Genomic DNA, 26210 nt, shown 5'->3' on the forward strand with positions numbered 1-26210 from the left:
TGGGGTCGGGGTAGCGCCGATCGCTTATCCCAGAGTGCGGGGTTGCGCCGGGGCGGACATCGCACTCTGGGATAAGCACCGAGGCCGCGGCGAAGGCAGGCTGGCGATCGTCGTCGCGGCGAACGGGGTGCTGATGCTGGTGAGCGTGACCGGAGGGACGGGTTTCGTCGGATCACACTCGGTCGCGGCGTTCGTCGCGGCAGGGCACCGGGTCCGGCTGCTCGCGAGAAACCCGGGGGACGTGGCGGAGGTGCTGCGCTCGCTGGGGGTCGATCACGCCGCCGTCGAGGTGGTCGCCGGTGACGCGACGGACGCCGGCAGGGTCGCTGAGCTGGTACGCGGTGCGGACGCGGTGCTGCACGCCGCGGCCGTCTACTCGTTCGACCGGCGCAGGCGCCAGGAGATGCGGCGCATCAACGTGATCGCCACCGAGACCGTGCTGGGGGCGGCGCGGCGAGCGGGGGTCGGACGGATCGTCCACGTGTCGAGCTTCGTGGCACTCGGCGGCTCGATGCTCGACGAGAACTCTCCCGTGGCAACCTCTTCCGAGGCGTACGCGGCGTCCAAGGCCGCGGCGGAGGCCGTCGCGCGGAACTACGACGCCGTGATCAGCTACCCGCCCGCGTTGCTCGGGCCGCACGACCCGCGGCTGGGTGACCAGACCGCACGGCTGCGGGCGACGTTGCGCGGTCTCATGCCGATCTGGCCGACCGGCGGCTTCCCGCTGGGCGATGTCCGTGACACGGCGGCGACGCACGCTCGCCTGCTTACCGGCGGCGCGCTTCGGTGTTTCGGGCCGGGGCGGTTCGTCTCGACGCGCGAGTACCTGCGGACGTTGCGCGAGGTGACCGGGCGCCGGTTGCCCGCCGTGTTCCTGCCCGCCGCGGCCCTGGCGCCGGTGGGACTGGTCGCCGACGCACTGCAGCGGGTGTGGCCGTGGCCCATACCGGTGCAGGGCGGCGCGATCCGCACGTGCCGGAACGCTCAGCGCTTCGTCTCGTCCGACCAGGCCCGGCCGCTGGCGGAGACCATGGCCGACACAGTCCGCTGGCTGGCGGGGAGGACGGCATGACCGACCTGTCAGAGCGTGCGCTCCGGCCGATCGGCTTCGTGCCGGTCGCAGTGCCCCGCCCCGCACCGGCACCGGAACCGCGCTCGATGAAGTCCGTCCTGGACGAGTCCGACCGGCTGCGGGCACGCGTCGTCGCCGGTGACGAGAACGCCGTCGCCCGTCAGCACGCGCTCGGCAAGCACACCGCCCGCGAACGGCTCGACCTGCTGCTCGACCCCGGCTCGTTCACGGAGATCGACCTGTACCGGCGGCACCAGGCGCGAGGCATGAAGATCTCCGAGAACCGGCCGCACACAGACGGAGTGGTCGCGGGGTCCGGAACCATCTACGGACGCCGGGTCTTCGTGTACGCGCAGGACTTCTCGGTGTTCGGCGGGTCGCTCGGTGAGGCGCACGCGTCGAAGATCCACAAGGTGATGGATCTGGCGATCTCCGCCGGGTGCCCGTTGATCGGCCTGAACGACAGCGGCGGCGCCCGCATCCAGGAGGGCGTCATGGCCCTCAACGCCTACGGTGGAATCTTCCGCCGGCACGTGGCGGCCTCCGGGATCATCCCGCAGATCAGCGTGGTGATCGGCCCCTGCGCGGGCGGCGCCGCCTACTCCCCCGCACTGACCGACTTCACGTTCATGGTGCGCGGCACGGCGAAGATGTACCTGACCGGACCCGACGTCGTCGCAGCCGTGAACGGCGAAGTGGTGACACACGAGGAACTCGGCGGCGCGGACGTGCACGGGAGCCAGTCAGGCGTCGCGACGTTCGTGCACGACGACGAGGAGACCTGCCTCGCGGACGTGCGGTACCTGGTGTCCTTGTTGCCCGCCAACAATCTCGACAGTCCTCCCTGTGACGAACCGGCTGGTGCGACGACCGACGAACGGCCGCTCCTCGCGCAGCTCGTGCCGGTCGAACCGAACAAGCCGTACGACATGCGCTCGGTCATCGCCGAGGTCGTCGACGACGGCGAGTTCATCGAGGTGCACGAACACTGGGCGGGCAACGTGATCTGCGCGCTGGGCCGCGTCGACGGCCGGACGGCAGGCCTGGTGGGCAACCAGCCGCTGGTGCTCGCCGGCGTCCTCGACTCGGCGGCGGCGCAGAAGGCGGCGCGGTTCGTGCGGTTCTGCGACGCCTTCAACATCCCGCTGGTCACACTGGTCGACGTGCCCGGCTTCCTGCCCGGCACCGCACAGGAGCAGGGCGGCGCGATCCGGCACGGCGCGAAGCTGCTCTACGCCTACTGCGAAGCAACCGTGCCGCGCATCCAGGTCATCATCCGCAAGGCGTACGGCGGTGCGTACATCGTGATGGACTCCCGTTCGATCGGGTCGGACCTCTCCCTGGCCTGGCCCACCAACGAGATCGCGGTCATGGGGGCCGAAGGCGCGGTGAACGTGTTGTTCCGCAAGGAGCTCACCGCCGCGGCCGACCCGCTGACCTTGCGCGCCGAACTGATCGCCGAGTACACGGAGCAACTCATGCACCCGTACTACGCCGCCGAACGCGGCCTGGTGGACGACGTGATCGACCCGGCGCAGACGCGGGCCGCGATCGCCCGCGGCCTCGAGATGCTGAGCACTAAACGAGCCTCCGCACCGCCGCGCAAGCACGGGAACGTGCCGCTGTGACCGCGCCGGACCACCTGCTGTACCGGCGGATCCGGCTGGACATCGGCCTGCTGGCGACGCGGCAGGTGGCGGACGTACCGGTGCCCGCGTGTCCGGAGTGGACGGTCACGGACCTGGTGGCGCACCTGCTGGAGGTGGCGGGGAACGTGGCGGCACGGCTGGGATCGCCGGCCGGCGCGGCACAGCCCCGGCAACCCGACGCCGACCTCGGCCTGGAGGAGTGGGACCGCGTCTCCCACGTCCTCGAACCGCTCGTCGAACTGGAGGGCCCACGCTCGGCCGGCCGGATGGTGATGGACGCGTTCACCCACCTGCTGGACCTCCACGCCGCCCTGGGCGTCCCGGCCGACCCCGATCACCCCGCCTACCCCAGCACGCTGGACCTGCTCGCCGGCGGCTTCTCCGCTTCTGTGCGAGCACACGACCTGCCGGCGTTGCGGATCGAGAGCCCGACGACCTCCTGGACGACCGGTGACGGGCCGGTGGTCCGCACGCTGCGAGCCGGTACCCACGACCTGCACCGCAGCTTCGCGGGCAGACGCTCCCACGCCGAGATCGCCGCCCTCGGCTGGGACGGCCCGCCCGGACCGTGGCTGCACGCCTTCACCTGGGGACCGTTCACCCCGCCTGCTGACTGAGCTCTCGCTCGACCCGGCGCCGCGACGCCCGCACCGACCGGATCGCCGTCTCCGGCCGATCCCCCGCTCCCACCATCAACGCGACGAGCTGAGGATCGAACAACGCTTCACCGTCGAGCGGCGCCGCCAGGTACCCACCCAGTTCCAGAGTCACCAGCCCGTGGGTGGCGATCCACATCTGGTGGGCGACGTGCGCGACGTCGGCATCCGCGAAGCGGCCCGCCGCGACGCAGTTCGCCACGCACTCGACGACGCCCGTCAAGGTGTACCGGCCGTGCTGACGATCCTCGTCCGTCAGCGAGAACCCGCTGAGCGACGCGCCGCCGAACATCACGCTGTACAGATGGGGGTTCGCCAGCGCGTTCAACCGGTACGCGCGGCCGAGCAAGGCCATGTCCGACACCGGGTCGGACGTCGAGCGCACCGCGGTGAGATGCCGCTGCAGTCGCTGGAAACCCTCGTGCACCATCTCCCGAACCAGGCCGCTCATGCCGCCGAAGTAGGTGTAGACGGCCATCGTCGAGGTGCCGGCCTCCGCCGTGATGCGACGTGTCGAGAGAGCCTGAGGCCCCTCGGTGGCAAGCAACGCGGCAGCGATCTCGATCAGGGCGGTGTGCGTGCGCGGGTCCGTTCGACGTGGGCTCACCTTTGACATTGTTGCATAACAGCGATATGTTTAACACAACGCTGTTATGCATTGGTCGGAGGTGCGACCGTGGAAGCACTGCTCGTCGAAGGCTCGTTGCCCGCGAACCTGCGCGGCCGGTTCCTGCAGTCCGTCCCCCATCCGGCGCATGGCACCGACCCCGTCTCCATCACCGGTGTCCACCTCTCCGACGGCGCCGCGGCCTGGCACCGCGCCCGCACCGACCACTCACTGCTGGGCACGGTGCCCAGCCTCGCTCCGGCGGTGCGCGACGGCCTCCGCGTGGCCCGTCCGGTGCAGGATCAGCGCACCGGCGAGTGGCACACGATCGCGACCAGGCCAGGCTCCCCCCTCGCTGAGCACGTGACGATGAGCGCGTCGGGTTCGGTGCGCCGCGGCCGTTGTTTCGTGCTCAGCGGCCCCGCGCGCATCGACACCGTTGCCCTGACCCCTGACCACGTGGTCGTCTTCGACCTCTCCGTGGTGCACGACCGCGCCGCAGAGCTCATCGGCCTGCGCACACCCTTCACCTGGCGATCGTCCAAACAGGCCCGAATCGGCCTCCTGCCACGACGTTCCCGCGGCAACCCCCTCTGGTTCCCGGTCTCACCGTGCTTCGTGCCGGACGCGGTCAACGCCTTCGAGGACGGCCGGGAAGTGGTGGTCGACGCGCTGCTCCAGACCTCGCCCGCCGGACCGCGCGCGCTGACCCGCTGGACCCTCGACCTCGGCACGGGCACGGCTGACGAGGAGTTCTTGACGTACGCGGAATCCGCCATCGCGCGCGCCGGCGGGCACGGCCGGCGACATCACGAAATCTACGGAACCGTGGGCACCACGGTGTTCCGGTACGGCGACGCCGCCTACTCGTTCGGCGCCGATCATCGTCTCGGCCAGCCCGCACTCGCCGGCGAGTGGCTCGTGATCCCGGTGCGTCACGGTGCTTCGAGCGACCTGGCCGTCTTCGACGCCACCGATCTCGCCGCCGGCCCGAACTCCGTCGTCCGGTTGCCCGTCACCACGCCGGTAGCCACCCGCACCACGTGGCAGCCTCTCCTCTGCCCGGTCCGGTGAGACCGGGCAGAGGAGAGGCGTCGGCTGCCTCCCCGGTCAGGTCGGACCACTGACCCGCGTGCGGTTGGGCATCGTGGATGTGGAGCCCGGCGAGGAAGGGAACGGCGGGCCGCGTGTGGTGTGGTTGCGCTGCCTCGCATAGGCCTCACTAGCCGCGCTCGGCACAGGCGTCGCTTGCCCGCGATCAGCCCCAGAACGCGCGCTCACGCCGATGAGCGAATGATCGAGGCTGCCTTTCCGGGTAGTTGAGCCCGATTTCTATACTTTGCTCGCCACCACCATGTAGTTCTCGGCCTCAGGGTTGAACGTGCTCATTTCCGTCCGAAGTCCGACCCGGTGCAACTCGACTTCGAGTTCGTCGTATCGGTAGGGCCAGCTCGACAGCAGTTCCGAGCGGGCAAGAACCGACCCAGCCGCATCAACTTGCGCGACCGCAATCTCGATGTGGTGCTCGTCCTCCCAGTTCGGCGCAATGTCCCAGCGGTAGACCACGACGGCATCGCGACCGTTCCGGCGGACGAGTCGGTCACTGATGTCCAGTCGGGAACCTCTGGCCCTCACGAGTTCCCACGTGCGGGAGATGAGCACCAAGCGCCCGCCACGGCGCAGAAGCCGTGACATCGACTCCAGAGCAGCAACCCTGCCTCTCGCGCCCACGGCATGATGCAGCGAGTTGCCAACGCAGAACACCATGTCGAAGGTGGCGTCATCGAAATGGTCGGGCAACTCTTCCCAGTCCGCCCGCACTGTCCGGACAGAAGCATCGAACTCCTCAGCCAACTCCGCAGTCCGACGAACCATCGCTTCGCTGGCATCAGTTGCGACAACCTGGATGCCAAGACCGGCGAGGCCAACCGCCAACTGTCCGGTCCCGCACGAACAATCGAGGACGTGGGCGTTCGACGGCAGGAGACTGAGGACGTCATCGAACGACGCAGCGAACTCGGCCGGAGCCAGCTTCGCATCGGAGATGAGCCACTCGTACACCTCGGCAAGCGAGTCATAACCCGTCACAACTACTACCTCCGTCACGTGGCCCACTCACGGTGGCACATCAGTACATCAGCGGAGTAAGTCGGTTCACCAATGGTTTTCGCAGGGGCACCCGTCCGCTCATGCCGCTGAGCGCGCGGGCCGACCACAGGCAAGACAGCGCTGATGAGCCTTGGGAGCACTGAATGGGAGCAGCTTGGGAGCAACTCCGTGCGGTGAACTTGCCAGAACGGTCCTCAATGGACCTGAACGGAACCGCGGCGACCTGCAGGAGTCTTGTCTTCGCAGGTCAGCACGGTCGCGGCACTACAGTTCACACCGAAGCGGTCACTGGTTCGATCCCAGTATCGCCCACACCACCCGGAAGCCTCTGACCTGCGGGACAACTCCTGTGCAGCCGGGCGGCCGTGTGGCCGGCCGGTCAGTGGCGGCACGGTCAGCCGTCGAGGACGTGGGCGAGGAGCATGGTGGCCGGACCGAAGCCGGCCCGCTCGTAGAAGCGCACTGATCGTTCACTGGGTGACAGGACAATGCGGGCACAGCTGCGGGCACGTGCGTGCACGACGGCCGCGTCGAGTAGGGCGGCGCCGATGCCACGATTGCGGTGGGCGGCGAGCACGAACGCGTTGCCCAGGTAGGCCCATCGGCCGGCTGGCCGACCTGGCTTGGGCATCCGCTCGAACAAGGCGAGGTTCACCATGCCCACAGCCTCGCCGTCGATCTCGGCCACGAACGCCGCCCGGCGCGGGGCTTCTGCGGTATACCACTGGGCGAAGCACTCCTCGAAGTCATCGTCATCAAGCGGATGGCCCGCCTGCTCTTCCGACCATTCCCGCCGCAATGTCGCCAGCGCCGTGGTGTCGCGCTCACTGGCCTGTCGTATCAACACCGAGTGTGGAGACGTCATAACTCGATTCTCCTGGGATGTTCCTCGTTGTCCGCAACCGCGATGTGGATGCCGAGCCTCCGGGCGGGCATCGCGGCGGACAGTTCTGTGGCCGGCGCGTCGTCGCCGATGGGGTGGCCAGGGCGTTTGCCGAGGAACAGCCAGGGCTTGGCGTCGGGCGCGGTGATGGTGTTGCCGCTCTTGCGGGTGGTGACCAATGCGCTGGCGAAAGAACCCGCCACCACCGCCACGTTCACGCCGCCGCTTCAGCTTTGAGGAGCTTGCTCGGCAGCCGGAACCACCCAGAGCACCCGCACCACTACTGTCCACTCAGGACTATGAGTGGTAGAACGCGCGAACCGTCGCACTGTTGTGGTCGCAAGAAGTCACTACCCACGACCGCAGCCGTGATCACCGGGACCGACCAGGTCACCTGCACGGCGATACGCCTGGCCGTTCATCGCCACCATGCGACCGCGCTGTGCGCGACTCCACGCCGCACGCTTCGACCCGACCGCACAGAGGCGGGTATTTTCCACTGGACCACCCGTTCGGCGGCTAACGCACTCCTCCGCCCAGCCGACTTCCAGGTAGTCGTCGGAGGGAAGGAGTCCGAGGAAGTGGTTCAGACGCAGATTCTCGCGAACCCGTGACCGATGAGCCCGCAGAAGACATGTCCGCAATGCGCGGAGTCGGTACAGGACGCGGCGCGGCGCTGCCGTTATTGCCAGCACGGGTTCGACGACCATGCCGAGGGCCTGGCGCTGAACAGGTGGATCCGCACCCATCCCACCATCGTCGTCTCACTCGCGACGTTCCTGTACGTCGCGTTTCAGGTGCACAAGTCCGGCGACTTCGAAGCCGTGACAACCGTCGAGATCATCCACCGCAGCAGCCTGACGTCGATCCTGGTGGGCGTCCTGCTGGTGCAGCTGCCGATCGAACTGCTGATCCTCACCGGTGTCACCTGCTGGTGGCTCCTCGCGACCGGGGCGATGGTCAACCGCCGGCAGGCCTCGGAACGCCGTCGTCAACCGGTGCTGGGTGATCCTCGGACCTTGCCTCAGACCGTGCTCGTCGTCTTGCTGCTGCTGTTGTTCTTCACCAGTCCGTGGCTGAACTTCACGCTCGCGCTGGCACTCGCGGTGCCGGTCATGGTGATCGCACGACGTGAAAAGCCTTACACGGTCCGATTGATGACGTGGTGGCGCCGCGTTCTCATCTTCCTGGTGGTCGTACTGACGCTCGTCCTCCTCCAGCGCCCGACGACCTGGGTACCTCAGGAAAAGGTCACCATCGCGGGCAACAACACGCTCGTCGGTTACGTCATCGCAGCCGACGGTCAGTGGACGACGATCCTGACTCCCAGCTTCACCAACCGCCTGAAACCGAACCAGAACAGCCTTCGCCGCGTCCCCACCAAGGACGTCCTCGGCCGCGAGACGTGCAGCTTCTCGCTGGCCGAGGACAAGATCTTCGGCAGGGTCATCCGGCTGCGCGCTCCCCAGTTGATCTCGGCCGCGCTCGATGGCCGTCTGCCGAACCCCTTGACGCCACCATGTCCGTGAACAAGGCCCTCACAGCCGGCATCGAAGCCCGCGACACCTACCTGGACCTCGTCCGGGTGACGTGCGTGCTGACCATCGTCGGGATGCACTGGCTGACCGCGCGCGCCTGGGCCGGTCAGGACCGGATCGGCGCGGTCAACGTCCTGGACGAGATGCCCCAGCTGGCCGTGCTGGGCTGGCTCTTCATGGTGTGCCCGATGCTGATGTTCGTCGGCGGGGCGGCCAACTACCGGAGCTATCTCAGGAGCCGGGACGCGACGGAGTTCCTCGCCCGGCGCGCGAGACGGCTGCTGGTGCCGATCTCGCTGTTCGCCGCCTTCTGGATGGCCGTCGAGCTGGTCCTGCACGCCCTCGACCTCGGGGGCGACGGGATCTTTCGATGGGTCGGCTGGCGAGGCGTCCTGCCGTTCGGTCCACTGTGGTTCATCGGGGTGTACCTGGTCCTCGTCGCGCTCACCCCCGTCACGGCTACGCTGCACCAGCGCTGGGGTGCGGCGGTCACGGTGACGATCAGCGTCGGCACGATCTGCGTCGACCTCGCGCGCTTCCTCCTCGACATCCCGCTGATCGGCTGGCTGAACCTGGTCCTGGCCTGGCTGGTGCCCTATCAGCTGGGGCACGGCTACGCGACCGACCGCGAGCGGATGACGTCCGGCAGAACCGCGGTCCTGCTGTCGCTGACCGGGCTCACCGGACTGATCCTGCTGGCCGGCACCGGCTGGTACCCCGTTGGCATCGGCGGAACTCCCGGCGACAGGTTCTCGAACATGAGCCCTCCAACGGTCTGCATCACGGCGCTGTCGCTCTGGCAGGTCGGGCTGGTGCTGCTGGGCAGCCGCCACGGCACGGCCCTCATGGCACGGCCACGCGTCGCCGTAGCGGTGACGCGGCTGAACTCCGCCACGATGACGATCTACCTCTGGCACATGACCGCGATGCTGCTCGGTCTCGTCGTCCTCCTCCCGCTGGGCGTCGCCGACAACGCCGGCACGACCATCGGCTGGTTGGCTGAACGACCTGCCTGGTTCGCGCTCGACGCGGTGTGCCTCGTGCTGCTGGTCCGGCTCTTCGGACCCGCGGAGTGGCGCCGGCGTCCCACCGGTCCACAGTGGAGCCGATGAGCCTTGTGGCCGAGCAGGTCATCGTTCGCGGATGAAGGTGGAGGTAGCAGCCGAGGTGATCAACAAAATCGTCAGGACCCGCCCGGGGCGGTCAGATCCGGGTCAGGGCTGCCTGCCTGCTTCCTGACAAGCACGCTCTTGAGGCGTTGCTCTACATCGTCGGCGATCAGGATCACGACGACGTTCTCACCGAGGCGGGCGAGAAGGCGGTGGAGCTGAACAAGGAACGCGCGAAGCAGGCTCTGCAAGACCTGATCGCGAAACGCCGGCTCTCCCCGCGCGCCCGCGACAATGTCCGCAAGATCCTGGGTCGCTGAGCGTTCACCGCATCAGTCGCCCAGGACCTCGGGGCCGCTGTTGCCGTTACCGTCGTCGACGAGCGAGTTCATGCCGGCGGAAGGTGATCGAGCCTCGCGCTGGGCCGTTCTGTGCGCTTCGACGAGGCCGAGTGACTCGCTCGTGCCGCGGCCTACGCCTGCACCGGCTCGTCCGTCGTCGCGGGCTGCTCGTGGTTCTCGAGCTTGCTTTCGCACCTGGTCACCGTGAGAACCTCCGGCCGTTCGCCGGACCGGACGGTCCTCACGAGCGCCTCGATCTCGGCGACGTCGAACTCCGACGACGAAACTCCTGATCTCACTCGGCGCGCTCTGCCAACCAGCTCAGCGCGGTGTCCAGCCACTGGCCGACCGGCAGTCCCGCGGCGTGCAGGACGAAACCGAGAACGATCAGCGAGACGAGCGCAAGAAGCCCGTCTCCGACGGATCCGCCCGAGGGCGGATCCGGGAACGTCGACCGATGCCGCTCGGGCCGCCAGGTCGTCTGCGGGCCGTAGGTCCAGCCGTACCCCTGAGTGCCGTCGGGCAACGTACCGTTGCCGAACCGCCATCCGTGTCCCGACTCGTAGGGCATGTGTGCCTCCTGAGTTGTTCCTTGCCTGTCATGAGAAGGAAGACGCCGACACACCCCCGGATGTTCGGAACCACGTCGTCGATTCACTCGACCGAGTGACAGAACTCCGGGATGGTCCGGCGAGAACCGATCAGGTTCAGGCCGCGGTCTGCGCCGCGCGGCAGTTCGGCGGCGCGCCCGTGCCGCCGAACGGGTGCGGTGTGGGAGGTGCAGGAGCTGCAGCACTGCTGGGCGAGACGGTGGACGGATCAGCTGGCAGGGTGACGTGGCCGTTCTCCGGACATCGCTCGAAGACTGTCCCATCGGCATGTTCACCTCGCCGGTTCGGAGGCGCAGCGCCGATCTGTTGCACATCCCGTTTTCGAAACATTCCCAGATAGCGCATGGGCACCCCTCTTCGCGGGGTCGGCACCGCAACGAAACACGCGCTGTCGAACAGGACGTCCACCTGCGCATTCGATGAATTTCGAAGATCGCATTCACAGGTTACCGGCGTTCGCCGATGTGAGCTCTTGGCGCGGGAGCGAGACAGAAGCGAGCATTGATAGGTCGACAGCTTGGGTCGATACTGCTCTGACAATCGAGTCGCAGGAAATTCAGACGCACGGGTCACGGCCGAGAACGAGTTGAAGATGGACGCGATCGAGCCGAACCGGCCTGGGACGTCCCGCTCGGCAGTGGGGTGACCGCTCCAACGGCCAGGTGCTCGGGCACGGACCACTGGATCGTCACGACGTCAGCACTGGCCGTGGCGACCGCACTGCCGGCTGCAACCTGATCTCCAGTGCACACGCCTCGAATTGGTTTTCGAAGAGTTTCGACAATTCCGCCGCCGCGCACAACCAGATCGGAAGGAGTTCTGTGACCATCAATCCGGACCGCTCCAGAATCCGTTCGAAGGCCGGCGTGCTGGCGGTGGCGGCACTCATGATCATAGGAGTGACAACCACACCGTCCGCGGCAGCGGCAGGCCCGGTCGAAGACGACGGAACTGACTGCACGGTGACGCTGCCCGGTTCACTCACCACGAATCCGAGGCTGCCTGATCCCTTCACGAAGCTCAACGGCGCACGCATCACGGCCAAGACCGACTGGCGGTGCCGTCGAGCGGAAATCAAGAAACTGGCGGAGAGGTACGTCTACGGCGAGAAACCGGCAAAGCCGTCCACCGTCACCGGAACGGTTTCCAGCAGCAGCATCACGGTCAATGTCACGCAAAACGGCAGAAGCGCGAGCTTCTCCGCGCGAGTCGAGCTGCCGAGCGGTTCCGGGCCTTTCCCGGTTGTGGTCGTCCTGGGCGGTTTCGGGGCGGACACGGCCACGATCAAGGCCTCCGGTGCCGCGGTCATCAGCTACGACCCGCTCGCGGTGGGGCGAGAGGGCACTCCACGGAACAACAAACAGGGTGCCTTCTACAGCATCTACGGCTCCACGAGCAGCACCGGTCTGCTGCTCGCGTGGGCATGGGGTGTCAGCCGGATGATCGACGTCATCGAACAGTCCGGCGGCAACGTCCTCAAGGCGGACGCCGTCGGCGTCACGGGGTGCTCGCGCTACGGCAAAGGCACGTTCGTCGTCGGCGCGTTCGACCAGCGCATCGCGCTGACCATGCCCATCGAGTCGGGAAGCGGCGGCGCTCCCGCCTTCCGCTCGATCGCCAGGGAGAGCGGCGCACAACCGTTGAGCAGCGCCTATGGTGAGCAACCCTGGCTGGGCGACGCGTTCAGCTCCTTCACCGGCAACCCGGCCACGCTGCCGGTGGACACCCACCAGGTCGCCGCGATGATCGCGCCGCGCGGCCTGTTCGTCATGGACAACCCCCACATCGACTGGCTGGCCACGAGGTCGGGAAGCGTGGCGGCCCTGGGCGCGGCGGAGGTTTACCGGGCGCTCGGCGCCGCGAGCAACATCACCTACTGGTCCGACGTCCAGAACGGCAGCCACTGCGCCACCAGGCCGGAGTGGCGCACTCCCCTGCAGCAGCACATCCAGAAGTTCCTGCTGAAGACCGGCAACACGGCCGGCGTCTTCCGGATTTCGAGCAAGAAGGCGGGCAACCTCTCCGAGTGGCGGGACTGGCAGACCCCGACCCTCTCCTGACCGCGTCGACTGGCCCGGTGTGCCGGCACACCGGGCCTCACGTGCGACATGATCGCCGGGTCGAAGCTCTGCGGGAGGTAGACGTAAGCGCGGTACGCAGCTGCCTTCCTGGGACAAGACCTGGGGAGCTCGACGCGAGCAATCCTCGGAACTCGCCTACAGGCCCTAGTAGTGCTTTGTTAGGTGTTGCTGACCTGGGGTGTTGTTGTGAGTGTTGGGGTCTGGACGGGTTGTCGGCAGGTGTGGCAGACGCCTGTCCAGACCGCGAGTAAGGCCTGGAGTTCGCGCAGGACCGCGTAGAGCGTCAGGCCTGCGCAGGGGCTTTTGGGGTGCGGCGGAGCTGGGTGCAGATGGCTTGGGCGACGGCGGCGAGGGTGACGTGGCGGTGCCAGCCCAGCCAGGAACGGCCTTCGAAGTGGTCCAGGCCGAGGCCGTCTTTGAGTTCGCGGTAGTCGTGCTCGATGCGCCAGCGGATCTTGGCCAGCCGCACCAGATCCCGCAGCCGGATGTCGGCGGGCAGGGTGGAAAGCCAGTAGTCGGTGGGCTCGGGTGCGCCGGGCGGCCACTCGGCCAGCAGCCAGCACTCGGGCAGGCTCCCGTCGGGATTGCGGGGAATGTTGCGGTTGGCCGGCCGGACCCGCAGCGCGAGGAACCGCGACCGCATGCTCGCGGTCGGATTGCCCGGTGACTTCTTGGTTCCGTGGCGCCAGACCACGAACCTGCCGGCCGATCGGCCCGCGTTCATGACCAGAGTCTTCAGGTCGACAGGTTTGTCCTGGTAGCGCGGCCCCGGCGGGCGGCCGTTGCCGGCCCAGGCCGCGGTCGTCGGCATCGCCTCGGCGGGGTGGGCGGTCGCGGCCGGGCTGACGGCCAGCACGTAGGTCAGGCCGCGTTCGGTCAGGCCGAGCCGGAACTCGGTGGCATCGCCGTAACCGGCGTCGGCCACCACCGGCCGCTGCGGCAGGCCCCAGTCGCCGGTGACCTCGTCGAGCATGTCCAGCGCGAGGCGCCACTTCTCCCGATGCCGCACCTCGTCCGGGATCACACTGCGGGCCCGGCGCGTCCGGATCTCGGCGGCCGTTGTGTCATCGGCGGTTTTCTCGTCGTCCCACGATTCCGGCAGGAACAACCGCCAGTCGATCGCGGCCGAGGCCCAGTCGGTGACCGCGTGCACGCTCACCCCGATCTGACAGTTCCCGGTCTTGCCCAGCGCGCCGCAATACATGCGTGCCACACCGGGGGAATCCTTGCCGTCCTTGGGAAAACCGGTGTCGTCGATGACCAGCGCGTCCGGGTCGACGAACTTGCCGGCCCAGGCCGCCAGGCGTCGCCGCACCTCGACGTGATCCCACGTCGAGGTGCTCACGAACTGCTGCAACTGCTGATGATCGACCCCGAGCCGCTCCGCCATCGGCTGCATCGACTTGCGCTTGCCGTCCAGCATCAACCCACGCAGATACAGCTCGCCCTTCGCCCGCTGGTCACGCCGCGCGAACCCGCCGAACATCGCCGCGGCGAAGTCCTCGATCACCGGCCGAACCCGAGCCATCTCCTCCGGAGTCACCCGGCAAGAAGATCACACACGACAGCCACCCGAACATCCCACCTAACAAAGCACTACTAGTAGCCTGTGCGGCCGTGCAGACTCTTGCCGACCGGTACGCCCTGCTCGAACGCCTCGGCAGCGGCGCGATGGGAGTCGTGTGGCGAGCACGCGACGAGTTGCTCCACCGCGAGGTCGCGATCAAGCAGCTGTTGCTGCCTGACCTGCAACCGAGACACGTCGAGGAGGCGTGTCAGCGGGCGATGCGGGAGGGCAGGATCGCCGCGCGGTTGCACCACCCGAACGCGATCGGGGTCTTCGACGTCGTGATCGAGGACAGCAAACCGTGCCTGGTGATCGAGTACCTGCCGTCCCGCAGTCTGTCGGCGGTGCTCGCGGAGCGGGGCACCCTGTCGCCCGCGGAGACCGCGCGGATCGGCGCACAGGTCGTGGCCGCGCTCGCCGCGGCGCACGAGGTGGGGATCGTCCACCGGGACGTCAAGCCGGGCAACGTCCTGATCGGACACAACGGCCGCGTCAAGATCACGGATTTCGGCATCTCCCGTGCGGTCGGCGACGTGGCGGTCACCAGGACCGGGATGCTCGCGGGCACGCTCGCCTACCTCGCGCCGGAGCTGGCCCGTGGCGCGGACCCCAACCCGGCGGCGGACATGTTCTCGTTCGGGGCGACGCTCTACGCGATGACGGAGGGGCAGCCACCGTTCGGGCACAGCGAGAACGAGTTCGGCCTGCTCTACAAGATCTCGACCGGACAGGTCACGCCGCCCGCCCGGTCCGGACCGCTGACGCCGCTGCTGAACCGGCTGCTGGCGATCGAGCCGGCGGCCAGGCCGACGGCCGCGCAGGTCGTCGAGGAGCTGACGATCCTCACCGGCCCGACGTCCGCCACGGTGTCCGCCACCGCGATCCAGCCGGCCCGCCCAGGGCGCCGGGCACGGGTTGTGGTCGCCGCGGCCGTGCTGGTGGTGCTCGTCACCACGGTGGTGACCGCGACTTTTCTGCTCAACGGCGACCGGGCCACCGGATCGGGCAACGGTTCGACGGGTCAGAACACGAGCAAGCCGGCGGAGCCCCCTCCCTCGTCGGCCGCCGCGTTCACCACCCAGGACGTCGACGCCTTCATCAAGCAGCACTTCGCCAAACTTCCGAAGGACACCGCGGGCGCGCGGCAGGACTGGGTTCCCGAGTTCCGGCCTGCCGAGGGGAACGACGACCAGTACTGGAACCAGTACGACCTGGTGGCGATCTACGGCGAACCCGTGATCAGCAGCACCGCACAGGACGACCAGAGGTATGCCGTCGAGGTCGACTTGACGCTGCGCAAGCAGGGTGCCCCTGAGGACGAGTTGTCGATCGAGCGTTTCCGGCTGGACCTCGTGATCCGGGACGGCAAGCTGCTCATCGCCCACTCGCGCGAAGCGGGCTACTGAGCCGCGAGTCGTTGCACCGCCGCCTGGACCGGCTGCCGATGGCGCCGAACCGGTGGTCAGGACCTCACGACAAGCGTGCCAACGAGAGTGCTTCCAGCAGCACCGACGCCAGCTCCGGCCGGCACACCAGCAGATCCGGGATGCGCGCGGTGGGTCCGCCGTAGACCAGCGGCGCTCCGTCGATCCGTGACGCATGGGCGCCGGCGGCCCTGGCCACGGCGACAGGTGCGGCGCTGTCCCACTCGTGCTGGCCCCCGTCGTGGACGTACGCGTCGGCGGCACCCGTGCAGACTTCGATGGTTTTGACACCGGCCGAGCCGAGTGGGACCAGATCGACGTCCAGCACCGCGGCCAGTGCGTCGGCCAGGGGCGGGCGGTGGCTGCGACTCACGACGACACGGGGCCGAGTACGTTGCGGTGGAACGGGTAGCGGTGCCGGTGCGAGGGTGCTGTGCGTGCGGCCCGATGCCAGCGCGACGGCTCCCGCGGCGAGATTGCCGTTCTCGGCGAGGGCGACGTGCACGGCCCAGTCGTCCCGGCCGGCGCGGTACTCGAGAGTGCCGTCGAGGGGATCCACGATCCACAGCCGCGGACCGCGCTCCAGCGCGCCTTCTTCGGACAGCACCGCATCACCGGGCCGGTGTTCGCGCAAGGCGCCGGTGAGCAGGACGTGTGCCTGCCGGTCGCCCTCGCGCCCCAGCTCCCCGCCGTCGAGATCGGTCAGCCGCAACCGCACCAGCAGGTCGCGGGCCTGCGCGGCGAGGTGGTGGGCCAGCGCGTGGTCGTCCACCGCGGATCACCCCTTCTGCCAGCGCGGCAGCACGGTCAGCGCGACGACCGCACCCGCGGCCACCACGGCCACGCCGACCAGCTCGGTGGAGCGGTAGCTGACGCCGGCCCCGAGCAACGTCATGAACACCGCGATCGCGATCGCGCCACCGACGTGACTCATCGACTCGAACAGCGCCGACGCCGCGCCACGGTCTTCCTCCGCGGCGTCGGTGATGCATTCACGGGTGAGCGCGACGTACACCGGCCCCGAGGCCAGGCCCCACAGCACGAGCCACGGCAACAACGCGGTGGTGGTCGGCGTGATCGCGATCATCGCCAACGCCAGCGCGCAGAACACGAGCGAGATCGTGACCACGACCCGCGCACTGAACCGGCGCAGCACCATGGGAGCGAGCAACGCGCTGGCGATTCCGCCGAGCAGCAATGGGGTCAGCGCGAGTCCCGCACCCGCCGCCGACAGCCCGTGGACCTCCTGCAAACTCAGGCTGAGCACCACGATGACCGCGGTGTACCCCACGCAGTAGGCGCCGAAGGTGAGGCAGCTGCCGATCATCCGCCGTGACCGCACCAGACGCGGCTTGACGAGCGGATGCCGCACCTTGCGCTCCACGTGCACGAACGTGGCCAGTACGGCGAGCGCCGCGCACACCACCAGCACGGCCCGGCCGGTGTGGGTACCCCTGCCCAGTTCCTCCAGCCCGACGATCAGCACCACGAGCCCGGTGCTGGCGAGCAGCGCTCCCCAGAGGTCGAGCCGTTCCCGTTCCCCATCCGGCGTCGCGTCCGCCGGCAGCAACAACAGCGCGGCCAGGAACGCCACCACGCCGACCGGCACGGTCACCAGGAACACCCAGCGCCATCCGAAGTGGACGGTGATCAGACCGCCCAGCATCGCTCCCGCCAGGCCTGCGATCCACGCCGCGAAAGCGATCACCGAGAACACCCTGCTGCGCCATGGTTCCTCGCGGAACGTCGAGGCGCCGGTGGCCAGCGCCGCCGGGATCGCGAACGCCGCGGCCAATCCTTGCAACGCGCGTCCCACGAGCAACACCGGCAGGTTCGGCGCGAGACCCGCGATCAGGCCGGCGACGGTGCACAGCGCCAGGCTCGCCACCATGATGCGTTTGCGGCCCCACAGATCACAGGTCCGGCCGCCCAGGATCAGGAACGCGCCGATGCTCACCGAGTACAGGCTGACGACCCACTGCAGAACGCCCGGCCGCAACGAGAACTCGGCGCCGATGGTCGGCAGCGCGGTCGCGACCGCGAGGCTGTCGAACAACACGAGCAGGGACGCACTCGCGAGCAGCAGGGCGACCGGCCACGCCTTGACGTCGCCGGTCGCCCGTCGCTGGCCTGTCGTCACGGGGTCTCCGGCAGGTCGTAGCCGTACTCACGGGCGGTGGTGCGCAGTTCCACGCTCATGAAGTACCCGGCGAGATCCGGAGTCATCCACCCCTTCCAGCCGTCGGTCCTGCCCTCGCGCACCATCCGGCCGCCACCAGGGCGGGAGCCGGCCGTCCGCTCCTCATGTTCACGCATTCTCGTGAACGAGCTCGCGTCGACCGCGCGGATGACGTCGGTCTCGCTGACCTCGACGCCGAGACTCCGCACGATGTTCGTGACAACCTCGACGGGCCGTTGCTTGAGGTCCTCGAACCGCAGCACGCCGGCCTCGGGGAAGGCACTGGCCCAGGCCGCGTAGAACGCCGCCCAGTCGTCGGCGGGACTCCGGCTGAAGTCACCGGGGCCGGAGAGCCACGCCTCGAACGTGTCAGGCACCTGGTCCCAGGGTTCCTCGCCGAACCGCGACCGCCATTGGTAGCTCGCGTAGATCGCGTCCCGCGGATCACGCACGAGCAGCCACACACCCCCGAACGTCGCTTCGGAGAAAACAACCGGCACGTGATGGGTCTTGACCAGCCGCGGCCACAGCTGTGCCGGGCGCGCCTCCCCGCCGGTGTCCTTGCTGTGCAACGACGCGAAGTGCGTGCGGTACGCGGAGTGCGCGTCCGCCGCGGCCGCGCGGCCGTCGGCGTGCAGGACCTCGGTGTAGGCGTCGACGTAGTTCAGCCCGACCTCGTAGAGGATGTTGCCGATGAGCGACTGACCGGAGCCGCCGTGACTCGCGATGACGACGTCCTGCGGGCCGAGCATCGTCAGATTGCGCCGGTAGAGGTCGCTGACCCGGCCGAGAGCGAGTCCGGGATCGGGCAGCAGAACGCTCATGAGCCACGCACCGCCGCGAGCCATCCCACCGTCACGTACGGCACGTCGATCTCGTCGACGCCGAGCGCGTGCACGTGCCGGTCGATGTCGGTGAGGATGCTGTCGAACTCCGCGCCGGCCTGTCGTTCCAGGATGCCGTGCGAGCGCCAGGCGGCGAGCCACTCCGCGACGTTCACGCGGTGCAGGATCGGTTCGCGAATGACGACCGGAGGCTCGAAAAGACCACTCTCCTCGATCACCGGGGCCTGGTCCTCGCGCCGCAGACCGTAGCCGTAGTCCGGGATCCTCCTGCGGATCAACGCCTCGATGTCGCGCTGCAGCGGGTCGTCGAGGTCGCGGTGGTTCCAGAGGCAGGCGAACCAGCCGGGCCTGCGCAGGATCCTGGCGGTCTCCCGGAGCGCGACAGGCCGGTCGGTCACGGCGAACGACGAACCGAACGTCACGAGGTCGTAGGCGCCGGCGGACAGACCGGTGTCCTCGCCGACACCGACGTGCCACGTCACCTCGCCGCCTTCCGTTCGCTCAATGCCGATCGAACGCATGGCGTCGTTGGGTTCCACCGCGTCGACGACACAGCCGCGGGCGAGCAGTTCGACGGTGAGGTGGGCGTTGCCCGCGCCGATGTCCGCGACTTTCGGCCGTGACTGTCCACACGCTTCGATGATGCGGTCAACCGCGCGTGCCGCGTACGGAGGGCGTTGTGTGTACGTGGCCGCGAGTTTCGTGTAGTCCCAGTCGACCTTTGGACTGGACGTCATGCTTCACACACCTTTCGTTGCGTTGACGGGCTGTGGTGGGTAGGTCAGCCATCCGCGCACGACGTCGATGAACGCGTCGTACTCGTCGGCGTGCACGTTGTGGCCGCTGTTCTCGAACATCCGCAGTTCCGCGCCGGGAATGCCCTCGGCGATCTCGACTGAGAACTCCGGCGCGGTGATCCAGTCGTGGCGTGCGCCGATCACCAGCGTCGGTGCGGTGATCCGGTGCAGCTCCCCCGTGACGTCGTAGCCGTGCAGGTCCTTGCCGTACGCGGCGTTGATGGCCTCAGGCGAGAAGATGAACCGCCGCGACCGCTCCTGGGCGAGGTCGAACGTGCGGGAGTACATCGGCCCGAGCGTTTCGAAGTACTCCCGCATCTGTGCGTCGGTCTCGAACGCCCCTGCCCACAACCGCTCAGCGGCCTCCTGCTGGCGCGGTGTGCCGCGCTCGGCGAGGATTTCCTGTGCTCGCTTCATGAACCGGTGGTCTGGCGCGGTGACGACGAGGATCAGATGTGACAGGCAGGCGTCGTAGCGGGTCGCGTACTTCATCGCGACCATTCCGCCGTAGGAGACGCCGAGGAGCCCTATCCTGTCGAGGCCGAGGTGCTGACGCAACGTCTCGATGTCCTCGACGTGGTTGTCCATCGTGTACGTCTCATGTGGACCGTGCGCCGATCGGCCACTACCCCGGTGATCCAGGTACACCAGCTGAGCCTTGTCGCTCAACGGGGAGAAGGCGGGCTTGAACCCGGCGTGATCACCACCCGGACCACCGGGAACCAGGAAGAGCACGGGTTTCTCACGCATTCCCGCGCCGTCCGGCACGAGGCCCGCGCCCTCGACGTCGAAGTACAGTTCGGTGTCACGCACCTTGGCGCGCATGCGTTCCTCCTTCTCGGACCTCGAGTAGCGGCTCGACGACAGGGCGCAGCTCGGAGGCGATGACGGCGTTGCCCCGCGGACCGCAATGCGGTCCCAGCTTGCCGTGCACGAACAGGTCGGGCTCCCGCCGGAACCGGTCGGTGACGTCCACGACCGGCAGCCTCGTGGCCAGGCGCGTGGTCATGTGCCGGTGAGCCGTGCCTCCGTCGCGGTCCAGGTCCGCCGGTTGCGGAACGATCAGCAGGACCGGGTGCTTCCCGGCGGCGCGGCACACCGCGGCGAACCGCTCGACGAGCGCTCCGAGCAGCTCGCACGCGCCGTGATCGGCGTAGAGCCGGGCCGTCCAGCGCGCGTTGTCCCGCAGCACCTCGTCGAACGCGTCCCGCGGCCGTCCCCTGACCAGGTGCGCAAGCACGGGGAAGTGGCGCCGGGCGCGCAGCAGCAGCCTCGGCAGGTACGGGAACGCGAGCAGGTCGCGGCGGAATTTCGCGTGGTAGAACGGATCCAGCGCGATGATGTGAGGAAGCTGCTCGCGGTAGGTCTGGTAGTCGTCCGGTGAAGTGACGGCCGGCGGGTGTGCGACGAGCGTGCCGCTCTCCAGGGTGAACCGCGGCTTGAACGCCAGCACGTTGCCGTACTCGAAGTAGTGCTTCCAGTACGAGTGCACGCGCGCGATGGTCTCCGGCACCACTCCCATGACGACCACGTCGGCTTCGAGACCGGGCAGTTCCCGTTCGAGCCGCAGCAGGGCCTGGTCGAGGCCGTAGTTGCCGACGCCGTAGTTCGCGGCGTTCGTGCCGAGCAGCCGGGACAGCTGATGCGGCCACGTCTCGTCGTCGTTCACCAGGCGGCAGAAGACGTAGGAGTCCCCGAAGCACGCCACTGCGGCTGGTAGCCCGGCGAATCCGGGGTTGTGCCGCCTGCCCAGTCCGTCCACTTCGTACCGCGTCTCCCCGCGGTCGGTGAGCTCGGTTCCCCGCTCGCCGGGACGACGGCACCAGCCGAGGTCCGCGTCGAACGACCGGTGGCGCTCGACCAGCGCGGCGGGGATCTCCGGCGCGACGTCCGCGGGCGAGAGAAGCCACGGGAAGCCGTGCCGCAGCCTGCGGATCAGCACCGCGAGCCCCAGTTCCACGGCCACCACGGCCATCACGGCCGAGATCGCTCCGATGACCCTCATGACATCACCAGTCCCGGCGCCGACAGGATGCGCTCGACCAACTCGTCGGGCGTGCCGTCCCGGCCGGAGCTGTCCAGCACCAGATCCGGGTTCGCCGGCCGCGGGAACGGGATGTCGACACCGACGACGTTCTCCGCCTCACCGCGCAAAGCGGCCTGGTAGAGGCCTTTCGTGTCGCGATCGACGACCACGTCCATGGGCACGTCGAGGAACACCTCGAAGTACCGCGACAGGTTCCGCCGGTTCCACTCCCGCCAGTGCGGGAAGATCGACAGCACGGCGGCGACCACGTGCACGCCCTGCCGGTCGAGCATGCGGCACAGTCTGCTGAGCCTCTCGGCGTTCACCTCACGTCCGGCCACGTCGTGCGACAGCGTGCCACCCCACACCTCGCGGAGCAGATCACCGTCGAGGTAGACGACGCCGGGATGTTCGGCGCGCAGCCGTTCCACGAGCCTGGTACCGATCGTCGTCTTTCCCGCCCCGGACAGGCCGATCAACCAGATGACCACGCGAACACCTCCTCGTTGCGGCGGACGATCTCCTCACCCACCCGCAGATCGCCGGGGCCGTCGACCTCGCACCACGGTCCGTCGCACGGCACTGCCTCGACCCGCTGCCCGTCCTCGACGAGCTGTTGCAGCAAGCCCGTCATGTCCAGGACTCCCTCCCGTCCATTGAGGACTCTCAGCGCCGCCGCCCACGAACGCGGGGTGAATCGGAGCAAACCCATGTACTGACCCTCGACCTGGCTCAGGTCCCGCAGCGGTGCGCCGATCTCCGCCAGGCAGCCGTCCGCGGTCAGGCGGAAGCTCTCGGCGTCCTCGCGCGGATCGGCGAATCTCTTGTGCCACAGGACCGCCCACTGCGGGTCGTAGCTGATGGCGAGCTCTCCCGGTGCGGTGACGAGCGCACGCACCGTGCTCGCTGTGTAGACGATGTCGCTGTACGACACGACGCACGGACCGGCTTCGAGCCACGGCGAGGCGGCGAGCAGCGAGCCCACCATGGTGGTCTCCGCCCAGCGGCGCGCCGGGAACGTCATCAGCCCGCGCTCCGCGATCAGCTCACCCCGGTATCCCGTGACGACGGCCAGCTCTCCCACCCCCGCCGTCGTCAACGCCGAACGTTGCCAGTCCAGCAAGGTCCTGCCCGCCAACGGGACAAGGCACTTCGGGCGCTCGTCGGTCAGGGAACCGAGCCTGCTGCCACGGCCGGCGGCGAGGATCACGCCCCTCATGACTCGCCCCCGAAGTGACTTGTGAACAGACGGCGATCAGGTTCGGCAAGCGCTACGGGCAGTCGTTCCGGATGCCACATCATGCCCAGCAACGGTTTCGAGGCATGCCGCACGCCCTTCACGACTTCGCCTGGCCCGGTCGCCCACACCCGCAACGGCGCGACCACGTCCGTCGCCGCCCAGTTGTGGTAGCTGTTGACCACGCGCTCGCGTCCGTCGACGAGGATTGTCTGTTGCGCCTCAACATGTCCGCGCACCCGCGACAGCGCCACCCCAAAGCGGCACAGCACAAGTTGCATCCCGCGGCACACCCCGACGACCGGGAGCTTCCTGCGCAGCGCCTCGTCCAGCAACGCCGACTCGGTGCGGTCCCGTTCCGGCGCGTCACCGCCGAACGCGGCGAGATCGTTGCCGCCGGTCAGCAGGATGCCGCCGACCGGCACCTCGCGCACCAGCCGCAGCGCTGTCGTGACGTCGTTGGGCACCGGGAGCGCGAGTAACCCGCACGCGTCCAGGAAGTCCCACCAGCGCTGGTCGATCGCGTCACTGCGCGTGTGGTGCACCGGATCGACCACGACCCGCGCCGTCACCGCCACGCACGTCATCGCAGCACCTCCACCCGGCGGTTGAGGCCGTCGATGGTGAGACTTCCGGCGGACGCCCACCGGTCGTACAGCACGTCGCCTGCCCCGATGACGGCCGGAACACCGAACTGGTGCGCGCGAATCGCCATGTGGGAGTTGGCCCCGCCGTAGCGCGTGATGAACCCCGCCACGCCCTCGGAGAAGATCCAGTCGTACCCGGGATCCCCGCTGGGCAGCATGAGGATCTTGCCCGCGAGCTCGGCCGGGTGCGAGGAGACCAGCTCGACGCGTCCAGTGGCGCTGTTGTGCGTCACGAAGTTCGGTTCGGTGCTGGGCAGGTGAAACGCCGTCACGTCGGCCGGGTCGGTGATGATCGGCGGCAGCACCAGGCGTCGCGTCAGCTTGTACTGCTCCCGCCCGTTCTCGGCACACCGGCGCAACACCGACTCCGGGCTCGATGCGCCGCGATAGAGCTCGTCGATGCATTCGATGCTCACGAACGACATGTCGTCGACGCCCATGCCGGCGCTCTCCCCCAGCAGCTTGAGCAGCGAGAGCGCTTCGCTGAGGTGCCGGGAGAACTCGAACTTGGAGTTCTCCCGCTGTTCGATGCTGCGCACCACGAACGCCAGCAGCCCGTAGGCGTCCTGGTCGAGCCGGTGCTGCCGCAACAGGTCGTCGATGCCGCGCATGGTCGAGTCGGGGAGCCGGAACGGCGTGGATGGTGCCGTGCGCACGTGCCCGTTCGGCCAGTCGAAGTAGCCGTCGGGGTTCTCGTCGTACCGCGGAGACCGGATGTCGTACGTGCCGGGCCTCAGAAACCCGTACCGGTGCAGGAACTCCTCGCGGGACAACGCGGTGCGGTCACGCAGCATCCGGTTGGTGACGGTGTCCAGCGACGCCATCAACCGTGCGACATCCTCGTCGGTGATCACCCCGACCGCGACGAGGGACCGCAGGATCTCGGTGGCGATGAAGCCAAGCCGGGCGAACCCGGCGAACGCCAGGGTGCCGAACCGCCGGCAGTCCTCCAGCAACCAGTAGATCTGCGCCGGCAGGTCCAGATCGGACTGCCGCACGGCGGTGAGCTTGGCCTCCAGCGAGAAGATGGCCGCGACGTCCTCCTGCCGCGCCACGTGCTCGGGGTCCATGAGCGCATTGGTGAGCGACCGCAACGCCGTGACGATGTCATCACGTTCACCCGCGCTGAACAGGTTTCCGGTCTGATCGGCCAGGCGCTGGCCGATCATGAAGGAGTAACAGGAGAACACGACGTCGAACTCGACCTTGTCGTGCAGCTCCGGGTTGTCGGCGAGCCGGTCGATGTAGTGGTCCACCAGCCGCTCGGCGAGATCGTCGGAGACCGCGGCGGGAACGAGCGAGTTGCAGCTCTCCCGGACGTCGACGTACGGCAACCCGAAGAAGTCCAGCATCAGCGGAAACCCGCGCACGTCACGGTAGCCGTAGCGAGCCCGCTGGTCCGCCCACTGCGCGTCGGTGATCAGCCGCCGGTACAGCGACAACGCGAGGGGCCGCGGCCGCGTGCCGACGATCTCCGCGGGATTCCAGTCCGGCATGACCCCGAAAACGGTCCGCCGGCCGCGCAGGTGCGGATGACGCCTGCTCGCACTGCGCACCTTCGAAACGATGGCGCGCAACCCGTCCTCGTGCGCGGCGTTGTCACTCGACGCGGCGGTCACCATCGGCCGTACCTGCAACAGAAACAGCTCGTCACGACTGTCGAACGCGAACTCGACGTCCAGATTGCCCAGCTCCAGCAACTCCTCCAGCTCCCGCGCCAGCACGCTCAGCCGTGCCAGCCGGCCGTTGCCGGACGTGACTTCGGCGTTCTTCCACGCGTAGTACGTGCGCAGCTGTGCCCGCCGGCCACTGGTGACCGCCTCCGGATCGCCGTCCTCCTCGTAGTTCACGACCAGGTAGGGCGCGCCCGTGTTGGGGTCGCAGGTGAACAGGACGCCACTCATCACCGCGTCGTCGACATAGGGCTGTACCAGGACGATCTGGTTCTCAACCTCGTTGTCCGGCAACCGGTCCCGATAGGAACCGATCACTGCTTCGGTGGCGGCGCGCACCGCTTCGCGTCCCGCGACCCCCGGCACCGACAGGTAGCTCCCCGGCATCAGGGTGCGGGGGTCGTCTTCCTGTCTCGTGCTGCTGCGCACGATCAGCGGCTGTCGCCCCCATTCACGGTTCTCGATGTCGTCGAGGACCCCTTCGGGGTCGGCGAGCCACTTCTCGACCAGGAAGTACGACAACGGCAGCACCCGTGCGGTGCGGACCAGTGGTGCCAGCAGTTCGAGCGTCTCCGCCTTGGACGCCAACCGCACGACTTTCGCCGCCATGATCCTCCTTCGCTTCCGAAACGCGACCAGCGCATGAGGTGACCGGTGAATGGGAAGTGAATGCGCGAACAAGTCCCCCTGTACGTCCGGTGAACAACCCCAGTGGTTCCCGGCTATCCAGGCCCGCGAGCAGCTAAACCCCCAGGTGAGTCCACACGTTCGTATTCCAATTGGCCTGTATGAGTTTGCGACTGTTCGGCGAAAATGTGAGTTGACAAGATGAAGATGGCTGCGTTCGGCGAATGCGTGAGACCGCGTACTGCGACACAGATGAAGTGTGAAACCGTCCATTTCGGATCCTGTTGATGCGAGGTCGGCACGCTCGCGGACGGCATCAGGCAGGCCCGGCGGTCCCCTGCGACCTGGTTGGACGCCAACCGGTTGCGTGGACGTTGGCTGCCGTTCAGCGCCGTTGCGTCACGTTCCGCTCTGTCGAGCCCGTCAGCCACGAGCACCGCCAGGCCGACCGCGACGCGGCCTGGTTCGCGCTTTGACCGGCGCTGCCGGTTCAGGCGCCAGAGATCGTGTCAGGAGCCTTTTTAACGGTCGT

General features: G+C 68.2%; 26 protein-coding genes. 9 read left to right on the forward strand and 17 right to left on the reverse strand.

Annotated elements, in window-relative coordinates:
- Positions 1-145 precede the first annotated feature (145 nt).
- From ACRSBM_RS21195 to ACRSBM_RS21205, 3 genes are all read left to right on the forward strand, one after another.
- Positions 146-1072 (forward strand): NAD-dependent epimerase/dehydratase family protein, encoded by a 927-nt coding sequence (locus tag ACRSBM_RS21195; RefSeq protein ID WP_434445362.1) that lies wholly within the window; start codon positions 146-148, stop codon positions 1070-1072.
- A gap of 86 nt (positions 1073-1158) precedes the next feature.
- A complete protein-coding gene (locus ACRSBM_RS21200) occupies positions 1159-2700 on the forward strand; it encodes an acyl-CoA carboxylase subunit beta (RefSeq protein WP_434453161.1) in 1542 nt (513 codons plus the stop codon).
- A complete protein-coding gene (locus tag ACRSBM_RS21205) occupies positions 2697-3338 on the forward strand; it encodes a maleylpyruvate isomerase family mycothiol-dependent enzyme (protein ID WP_434445363.1) in 642 nt (213 codons plus the stop codon). The genes ACRSBM_RS21200 and ACRSBM_RS21205 overlap by 4 nt, the downstream gene beginning before the upstream one ends.
- Here ACRSBM_RS21205 and ACRSBM_RS21210 read toward each other — a convergent pair.
- Complete coding sequence (locus ACRSBM_RS21210) at positions 3319-3984, reverse strand: TetR/AcrR family transcriptional regulator (protein WP_434445364.1); 666 nt, start codon at positions 3982-3984, stop codon at positions 3319-3321. The two genes, ACRSBM_RS21205 and ACRSBM_RS21210, sit on opposite strands and share 20 nt — an antisense overlap.
- Before the next feature lie 69 nt (positions 3985-4053).
- Here ACRSBM_RS21210 and ACRSBM_RS21215 point away from each other — a divergent pair, with 69 nt between their 5' ends.
- A complete protein-coding gene (locus ACRSBM_RS21215) occupies positions 4054-5058 on the forward strand; it encodes a carotenoid oxygenase family protein (protein ID WP_434445365.1) in 1005 nt (334 codons plus the stop codon).
- Between the two features lie 258 nt (positions 5059-5316).
- On the opposite strand, the gene ACRSBM_RS21220 is transcribed toward ACRSBM_RS21215, so the two are convergent.
- From ACRSBM_RS21220 to ACRSBM_RS21230, 3 genes are all read right to left on the reverse strand, one after another.
- The gene (locus ACRSBM_RS21220; protein ID WP_434445366.1) at positions 5317-6090 is read right to left on the reverse strand and encodes a class I SAM-dependent methyltransferase; all 774 of its coding nucleotides are present in this window, start codon (positions 6088-6090) and stop codon (positions 5317-5319) included.
- Positions 6091-6487: 397 nt separating this feature from the next.
- Positions 6488-6958, reverse strand: coding sequence for a GNAT family N-acetyltransferase (locus ACRSBM_RS21225; RefSeq protein WP_434445367.1), 471 nt, complete (start codon positions 6956-6958; stop codon positions 6488-6490).
- Positions 6955-7194, reverse strand: a complete 240-nt coding sequence (locus tag ACRSBM_RS21230) for a hypothetical protein (protein WP_434445368.1) — start codon at positions 7192-7194, stop codon at positions 6955-6957. The genes ACRSBM_RS21225 and ACRSBM_RS21230 overlap by 4 nt, the downstream gene beginning before the upstream one ends.
- A gap of 399 nt (positions 7195-7593) precedes the next feature.
- On the opposite strand from ACRSBM_RS21230, the gene ACRSBM_RS21235 reads away from it, so the two are divergent.
- The 3 genes from ACRSBM_RS21235 (at position 7594) to ACRSBM_RS21245 (ending at position 9943) form a co-directional block, all read left to right on the forward strand.
- A complete protein-coding gene (locus ACRSBM_RS21235; protein ID WP_434445369.1) occupies positions 7594-8505 on the forward strand; it encodes a zinc ribbon domain-containing protein in 912 nt (303 codons plus the stop codon).
- Complete coding sequence (locus ACRSBM_RS21240) at positions 8496-9626, forward strand: acyltransferase family protein (protein ID WP_434445370.1); 1131 nt, start codon at positions 8496-8498, stop codon at positions 9624-9626. The genes ACRSBM_RS21235 and ACRSBM_RS21240 overlap by 10 nt, the downstream gene beginning before the upstream one ends.
- Before the next feature lie 146 nt (positions 9627-9772).
- The gene (locus tag ACRSBM_RS21245; RefSeq protein WP_434445371.1) at positions 9773-9943 is read left to right on the forward strand and encodes a hypothetical protein; all 171 of its coding nucleotides are present in this window, start codon (positions 9773-9775) and stop codon (positions 9941-9943) included.
- Between the two features lie 152 nt (positions 9944-10095).
- On the opposite strand, the gene ACRSBM_RS21250 is transcribed toward ACRSBM_RS21245, so the two are convergent.
- Together ACRSBM_RS21250 and ACRSBM_RS21255 are read right to left on the reverse strand one after the other, a co-directional pair.
- A complete protein-coding gene (locus ACRSBM_RS21250) occupies positions 10096-10263 on the reverse strand; it encodes a hypothetical protein (RefSeq protein ID WP_434445372.1) in 168 nt (55 codons plus the stop codon).
- A complete protein-coding gene (locus ACRSBM_RS21255; RefSeq protein ID WP_434445373.1) occupies positions 10260-10535 on the reverse strand; it encodes a hypothetical protein in 276 nt (91 codons plus the stop codon). Before ACRSBM_RS21255 ends, ACRSBM_RS21250 begins: the two co-directional genes overlap by 4 nt.
- 702 nt (positions 10536-11237) lie before the next feature.
- Between ACRSBM_RS21255 and ACRSBM_RS21260 the strand changes: the two genes are divergently transcribed.
- Entirely contained in the window at positions 11238-12635 is a 1398-nt protein-coding gene (locus tag ACRSBM_RS21260) for a glucuronyl esterase domain-containing protein (RefSeq protein ID WP_434445374.1), read from the forward strand.
- A gap of 304 nt (positions 12636-12939) precedes the next feature.
- On the opposite strand, the gene ACRSBM_RS21265 is transcribed toward ACRSBM_RS21260, so the two are convergent.
- The gene (locus ACRSBM_RS21265) at positions 12940-14199 is read right to left on the reverse strand and encodes an IS701 family transposase (protein ID WP_434445375.1); all 1260 of its coding nucleotides are present in this window, start codon (positions 14197-14199) and stop codon (positions 12940-12942) included.
- Between the two features lie 74 nt (positions 14200-14273).
- Here ACRSBM_RS21265 and ACRSBM_RS21270 point away from each other — a divergent pair, with 74 nt between their 5' ends.
- Positions 14274-15629, forward strand: coding sequence for a serine/threonine-protein kinase (locus ACRSBM_RS21270; protein WP_434445376.1), 1356 nt, complete (start codon positions 14274-14276; stop codon positions 15627-15629).
- A gap of 64 nt (positions 15630-15693) precedes the next feature.
- Here the strand turns inward: ACRSBM_RS21270 and ACRSBM_RS21275 are convergent, their stop codons facing one another.
- Genes ACRSBM_RS21275 through ACRSBM_RS21320 form a run of 10 tightly spaced genes read right to left on the reverse strand, consistent with a single transcriptional unit; the run spans position 15694 to position 25660 of the window.
- Complete coding sequence (locus ACRSBM_RS21275; protein ID WP_434445377.1) at positions 15694-16419, reverse strand: inositol monophosphatase family protein; 726 nt, start codon at positions 16417-16419, stop codon at positions 15694-15696.
- Between the two features lie 6 nt (positions 16420-16425).
- Positions 16426-17787, reverse strand: a complete 1362-nt coding sequence (locus tag ACRSBM_RS21280) for an MFS transporter (RefSeq protein WP_434445378.1) — start codon at positions 17785-17787, stop codon at positions 16426-16428.
- The gene (locus ACRSBM_RS21285; RefSeq protein WP_434445379.1) at positions 17784-18650 is read right to left on the reverse strand and encodes a sulfotransferase domain-containing protein; all 867 of its coding nucleotides are present in this window, start codon (positions 18648-18650) and stop codon (positions 17784-17786) included. Before ACRSBM_RS21285 ends, ACRSBM_RS21280 begins: the two co-directional genes overlap by 4 nt.
- On the reverse strand, positions 18647-19408 hold the full coding sequence (locus ACRSBM_RS21290) for a class I SAM-dependent methyltransferase (RefSeq protein ID WP_434445380.1): 762 nt from the start codon (positions 19406-19408) through the stop codon (positions 18647-18649). Before ACRSBM_RS21290 ends, ACRSBM_RS21285 begins: the two co-directional genes overlap by 4 nt.
- Before the next feature lie 3 nt (positions 19409-19411).
- Positions 19412-20293, reverse strand: a complete 882-nt coding sequence (locus ACRSBM_RS21295) for an alpha/beta fold hydrolase (protein ID WP_434445381.1) — start codon at positions 20291-20293, stop codon at positions 19412-19414.
- Positions 20274-21473 carry an SGNH/GDSL hydrolase family protein gene (locus ACRSBM_RS21300; protein ID WP_434445382.1) on the reverse strand — a complete coding sequence of 400 codons (1200 nt, stop codon included), beginning with the start codon at positions 21471-21473 and terminating at the stop codon, positions 20274-20276. The genes ACRSBM_RS21295 and ACRSBM_RS21300 overlap by 20 nt, the downstream gene beginning before the upstream one ends.
- A complete protein-coding gene (locus ACRSBM_RS21305; protein ID WP_434445383.1) occupies positions 21470-21985 on the reverse strand; it encodes an adenylyl-sulfate kinase in 516 nt (171 codons plus the stop codon). The genes ACRSBM_RS21300 and ACRSBM_RS21305 overlap by 4 nt, the downstream gene beginning before the upstream one ends.
- Positions 21970-22713 (reverse strand): NTP transferase domain-containing protein, encoded by a 744-nt coding sequence (locus ACRSBM_RS21310; RefSeq protein ID WP_434445384.1) that lies wholly within the window; start codon positions 22711-22713, stop codon positions 21970-21972. Before ACRSBM_RS21310 ends, ACRSBM_RS21305 begins: the two co-directional genes overlap by 16 nt.
- Entirely contained in the window at positions 22710-23318 is a 609-nt protein-coding gene (locus ACRSBM_RS21315; RefSeq protein ID WP_434445385.1) for a gamma-glutamyl-gamma-aminobutyrate hydrolase family protein, read from the reverse strand. The genes ACRSBM_RS21310 and ACRSBM_RS21315 overlap by 4 nt, the downstream gene beginning before the upstream one ends.
- Complete coding sequence (locus tag ACRSBM_RS21320) at positions 23315-25660, reverse strand: PEP-utilizing enzyme (protein ID WP_434445386.1); 2346 nt, start codon at positions 25658-25660, stop codon at positions 23315-23317. Before ACRSBM_RS21320 ends, ACRSBM_RS21315 begins: the two co-directional genes overlap by 4 nt.
- Positions 25661-26210 lie beyond the last annotated feature (550 nt).

The organism is Lentzea xerophila (assembly GCF_051094245.1).
GTDB lineage: Bacteria > Actinomycetota > Actinomycetes > Mycobacteriales > Pseudonocardiaceae > Lentzea > Lentzea xerophila.

What these genes read in the sequence shown, in the direction of transcription:
- ACRSBM_RS21315 (WP_434445385.1), bottom strand. Translation starts at nt 23,318, where the DNA reads ATGACGTGCGTGGCGGTGACGGCGCGGGTCGTGGTCGATCCGGTGCAC.
- ACRSBM_RS21310 (WP_434445384.1), bottom strand. Translation starts at nt 22,713, where the DNA reads ATGAGGGGCGTGATCCTCGCCGCCGGCCGTGGCAGCAGGCTCGGTTCC.
- ACRSBM_RS21300 (WP_434445382.1), bottom strand. Translation starts at nt 21,473, where the DNA reads ATGAGGGTCATCGGAGCGATCTCGGCCGTGATGGCCGTGGTGGCCGTG.
- ACRSBM_RS21285 (WP_434445379.1), bottom strand. Translation starts at nt 18,650, where the DNA reads ATGAGCGTTCTGCTGCCCGATCCCGGACTCGCTCTCGGCCGGGTCAGC.
- ACRSBM_RS21240 (WP_434445370.1), top strand. Translation starts at nt 8,496, where the DNA reads ATGTCCGTGAACAAGGCCCTCACAGCCGGCATCGAAGCCCGCGACACC.
- ACRSBM_RS21290 (WP_434445380.1), bottom strand. Translation starts at nt 19,408, where the DNA reads ATGACGTCCAGTCCAAAGGTCGACTGGGACTACACGAAACTCGCGGCC.
- ACRSBM_RS21200 (WP_434453161.1), top strand. Translation starts at nt 1,159, where the DNA reads ATGAAGTCCGTCCTGGACGAGTCCGACCGGCTGCGGGCACGCGTCGTC.
- ACRSBM_RS21225 (WP_434445367.1), bottom strand. Translation starts at nt 6,958, where the DNA reads ATGACGTCTCCACACTCGGTGTTGATACGACAGGCCAGTGAGCGCGAC.
- ACRSBM_RS21255 (WP_434445373.1), bottom strand. Translation starts at nt 10,535, where the DNA reads ATGCCCTACGAGTCGGGACACGGATGGCGGTTCGGCAACGGTACGTTG.
- ACRSBM_RS21320 (WP_434445386.1), bottom strand. Translation starts at nt 25,660, where the DNA reads ATGGCGGCGAAAGTCGTGCGGTTGGCGTCCAAGGCGGAGACGCTCGAA.
- ACRSBM_RS21235 (WP_434445369.1), top strand. Translation starts at nt 7,594, where the DNA reads ATGAGCCCGCAGAAGACATGTCCGCAATGCGCGGAGTCGGTACAGGAC.
- ACRSBM_RS21295 (WP_434445381.1), bottom strand. Translation starts at nt 20,293, where the DNA reads ATGCGCGCCAAGGTGCGTGACACCGAACTGTACTTCGACGTCGAGGGC.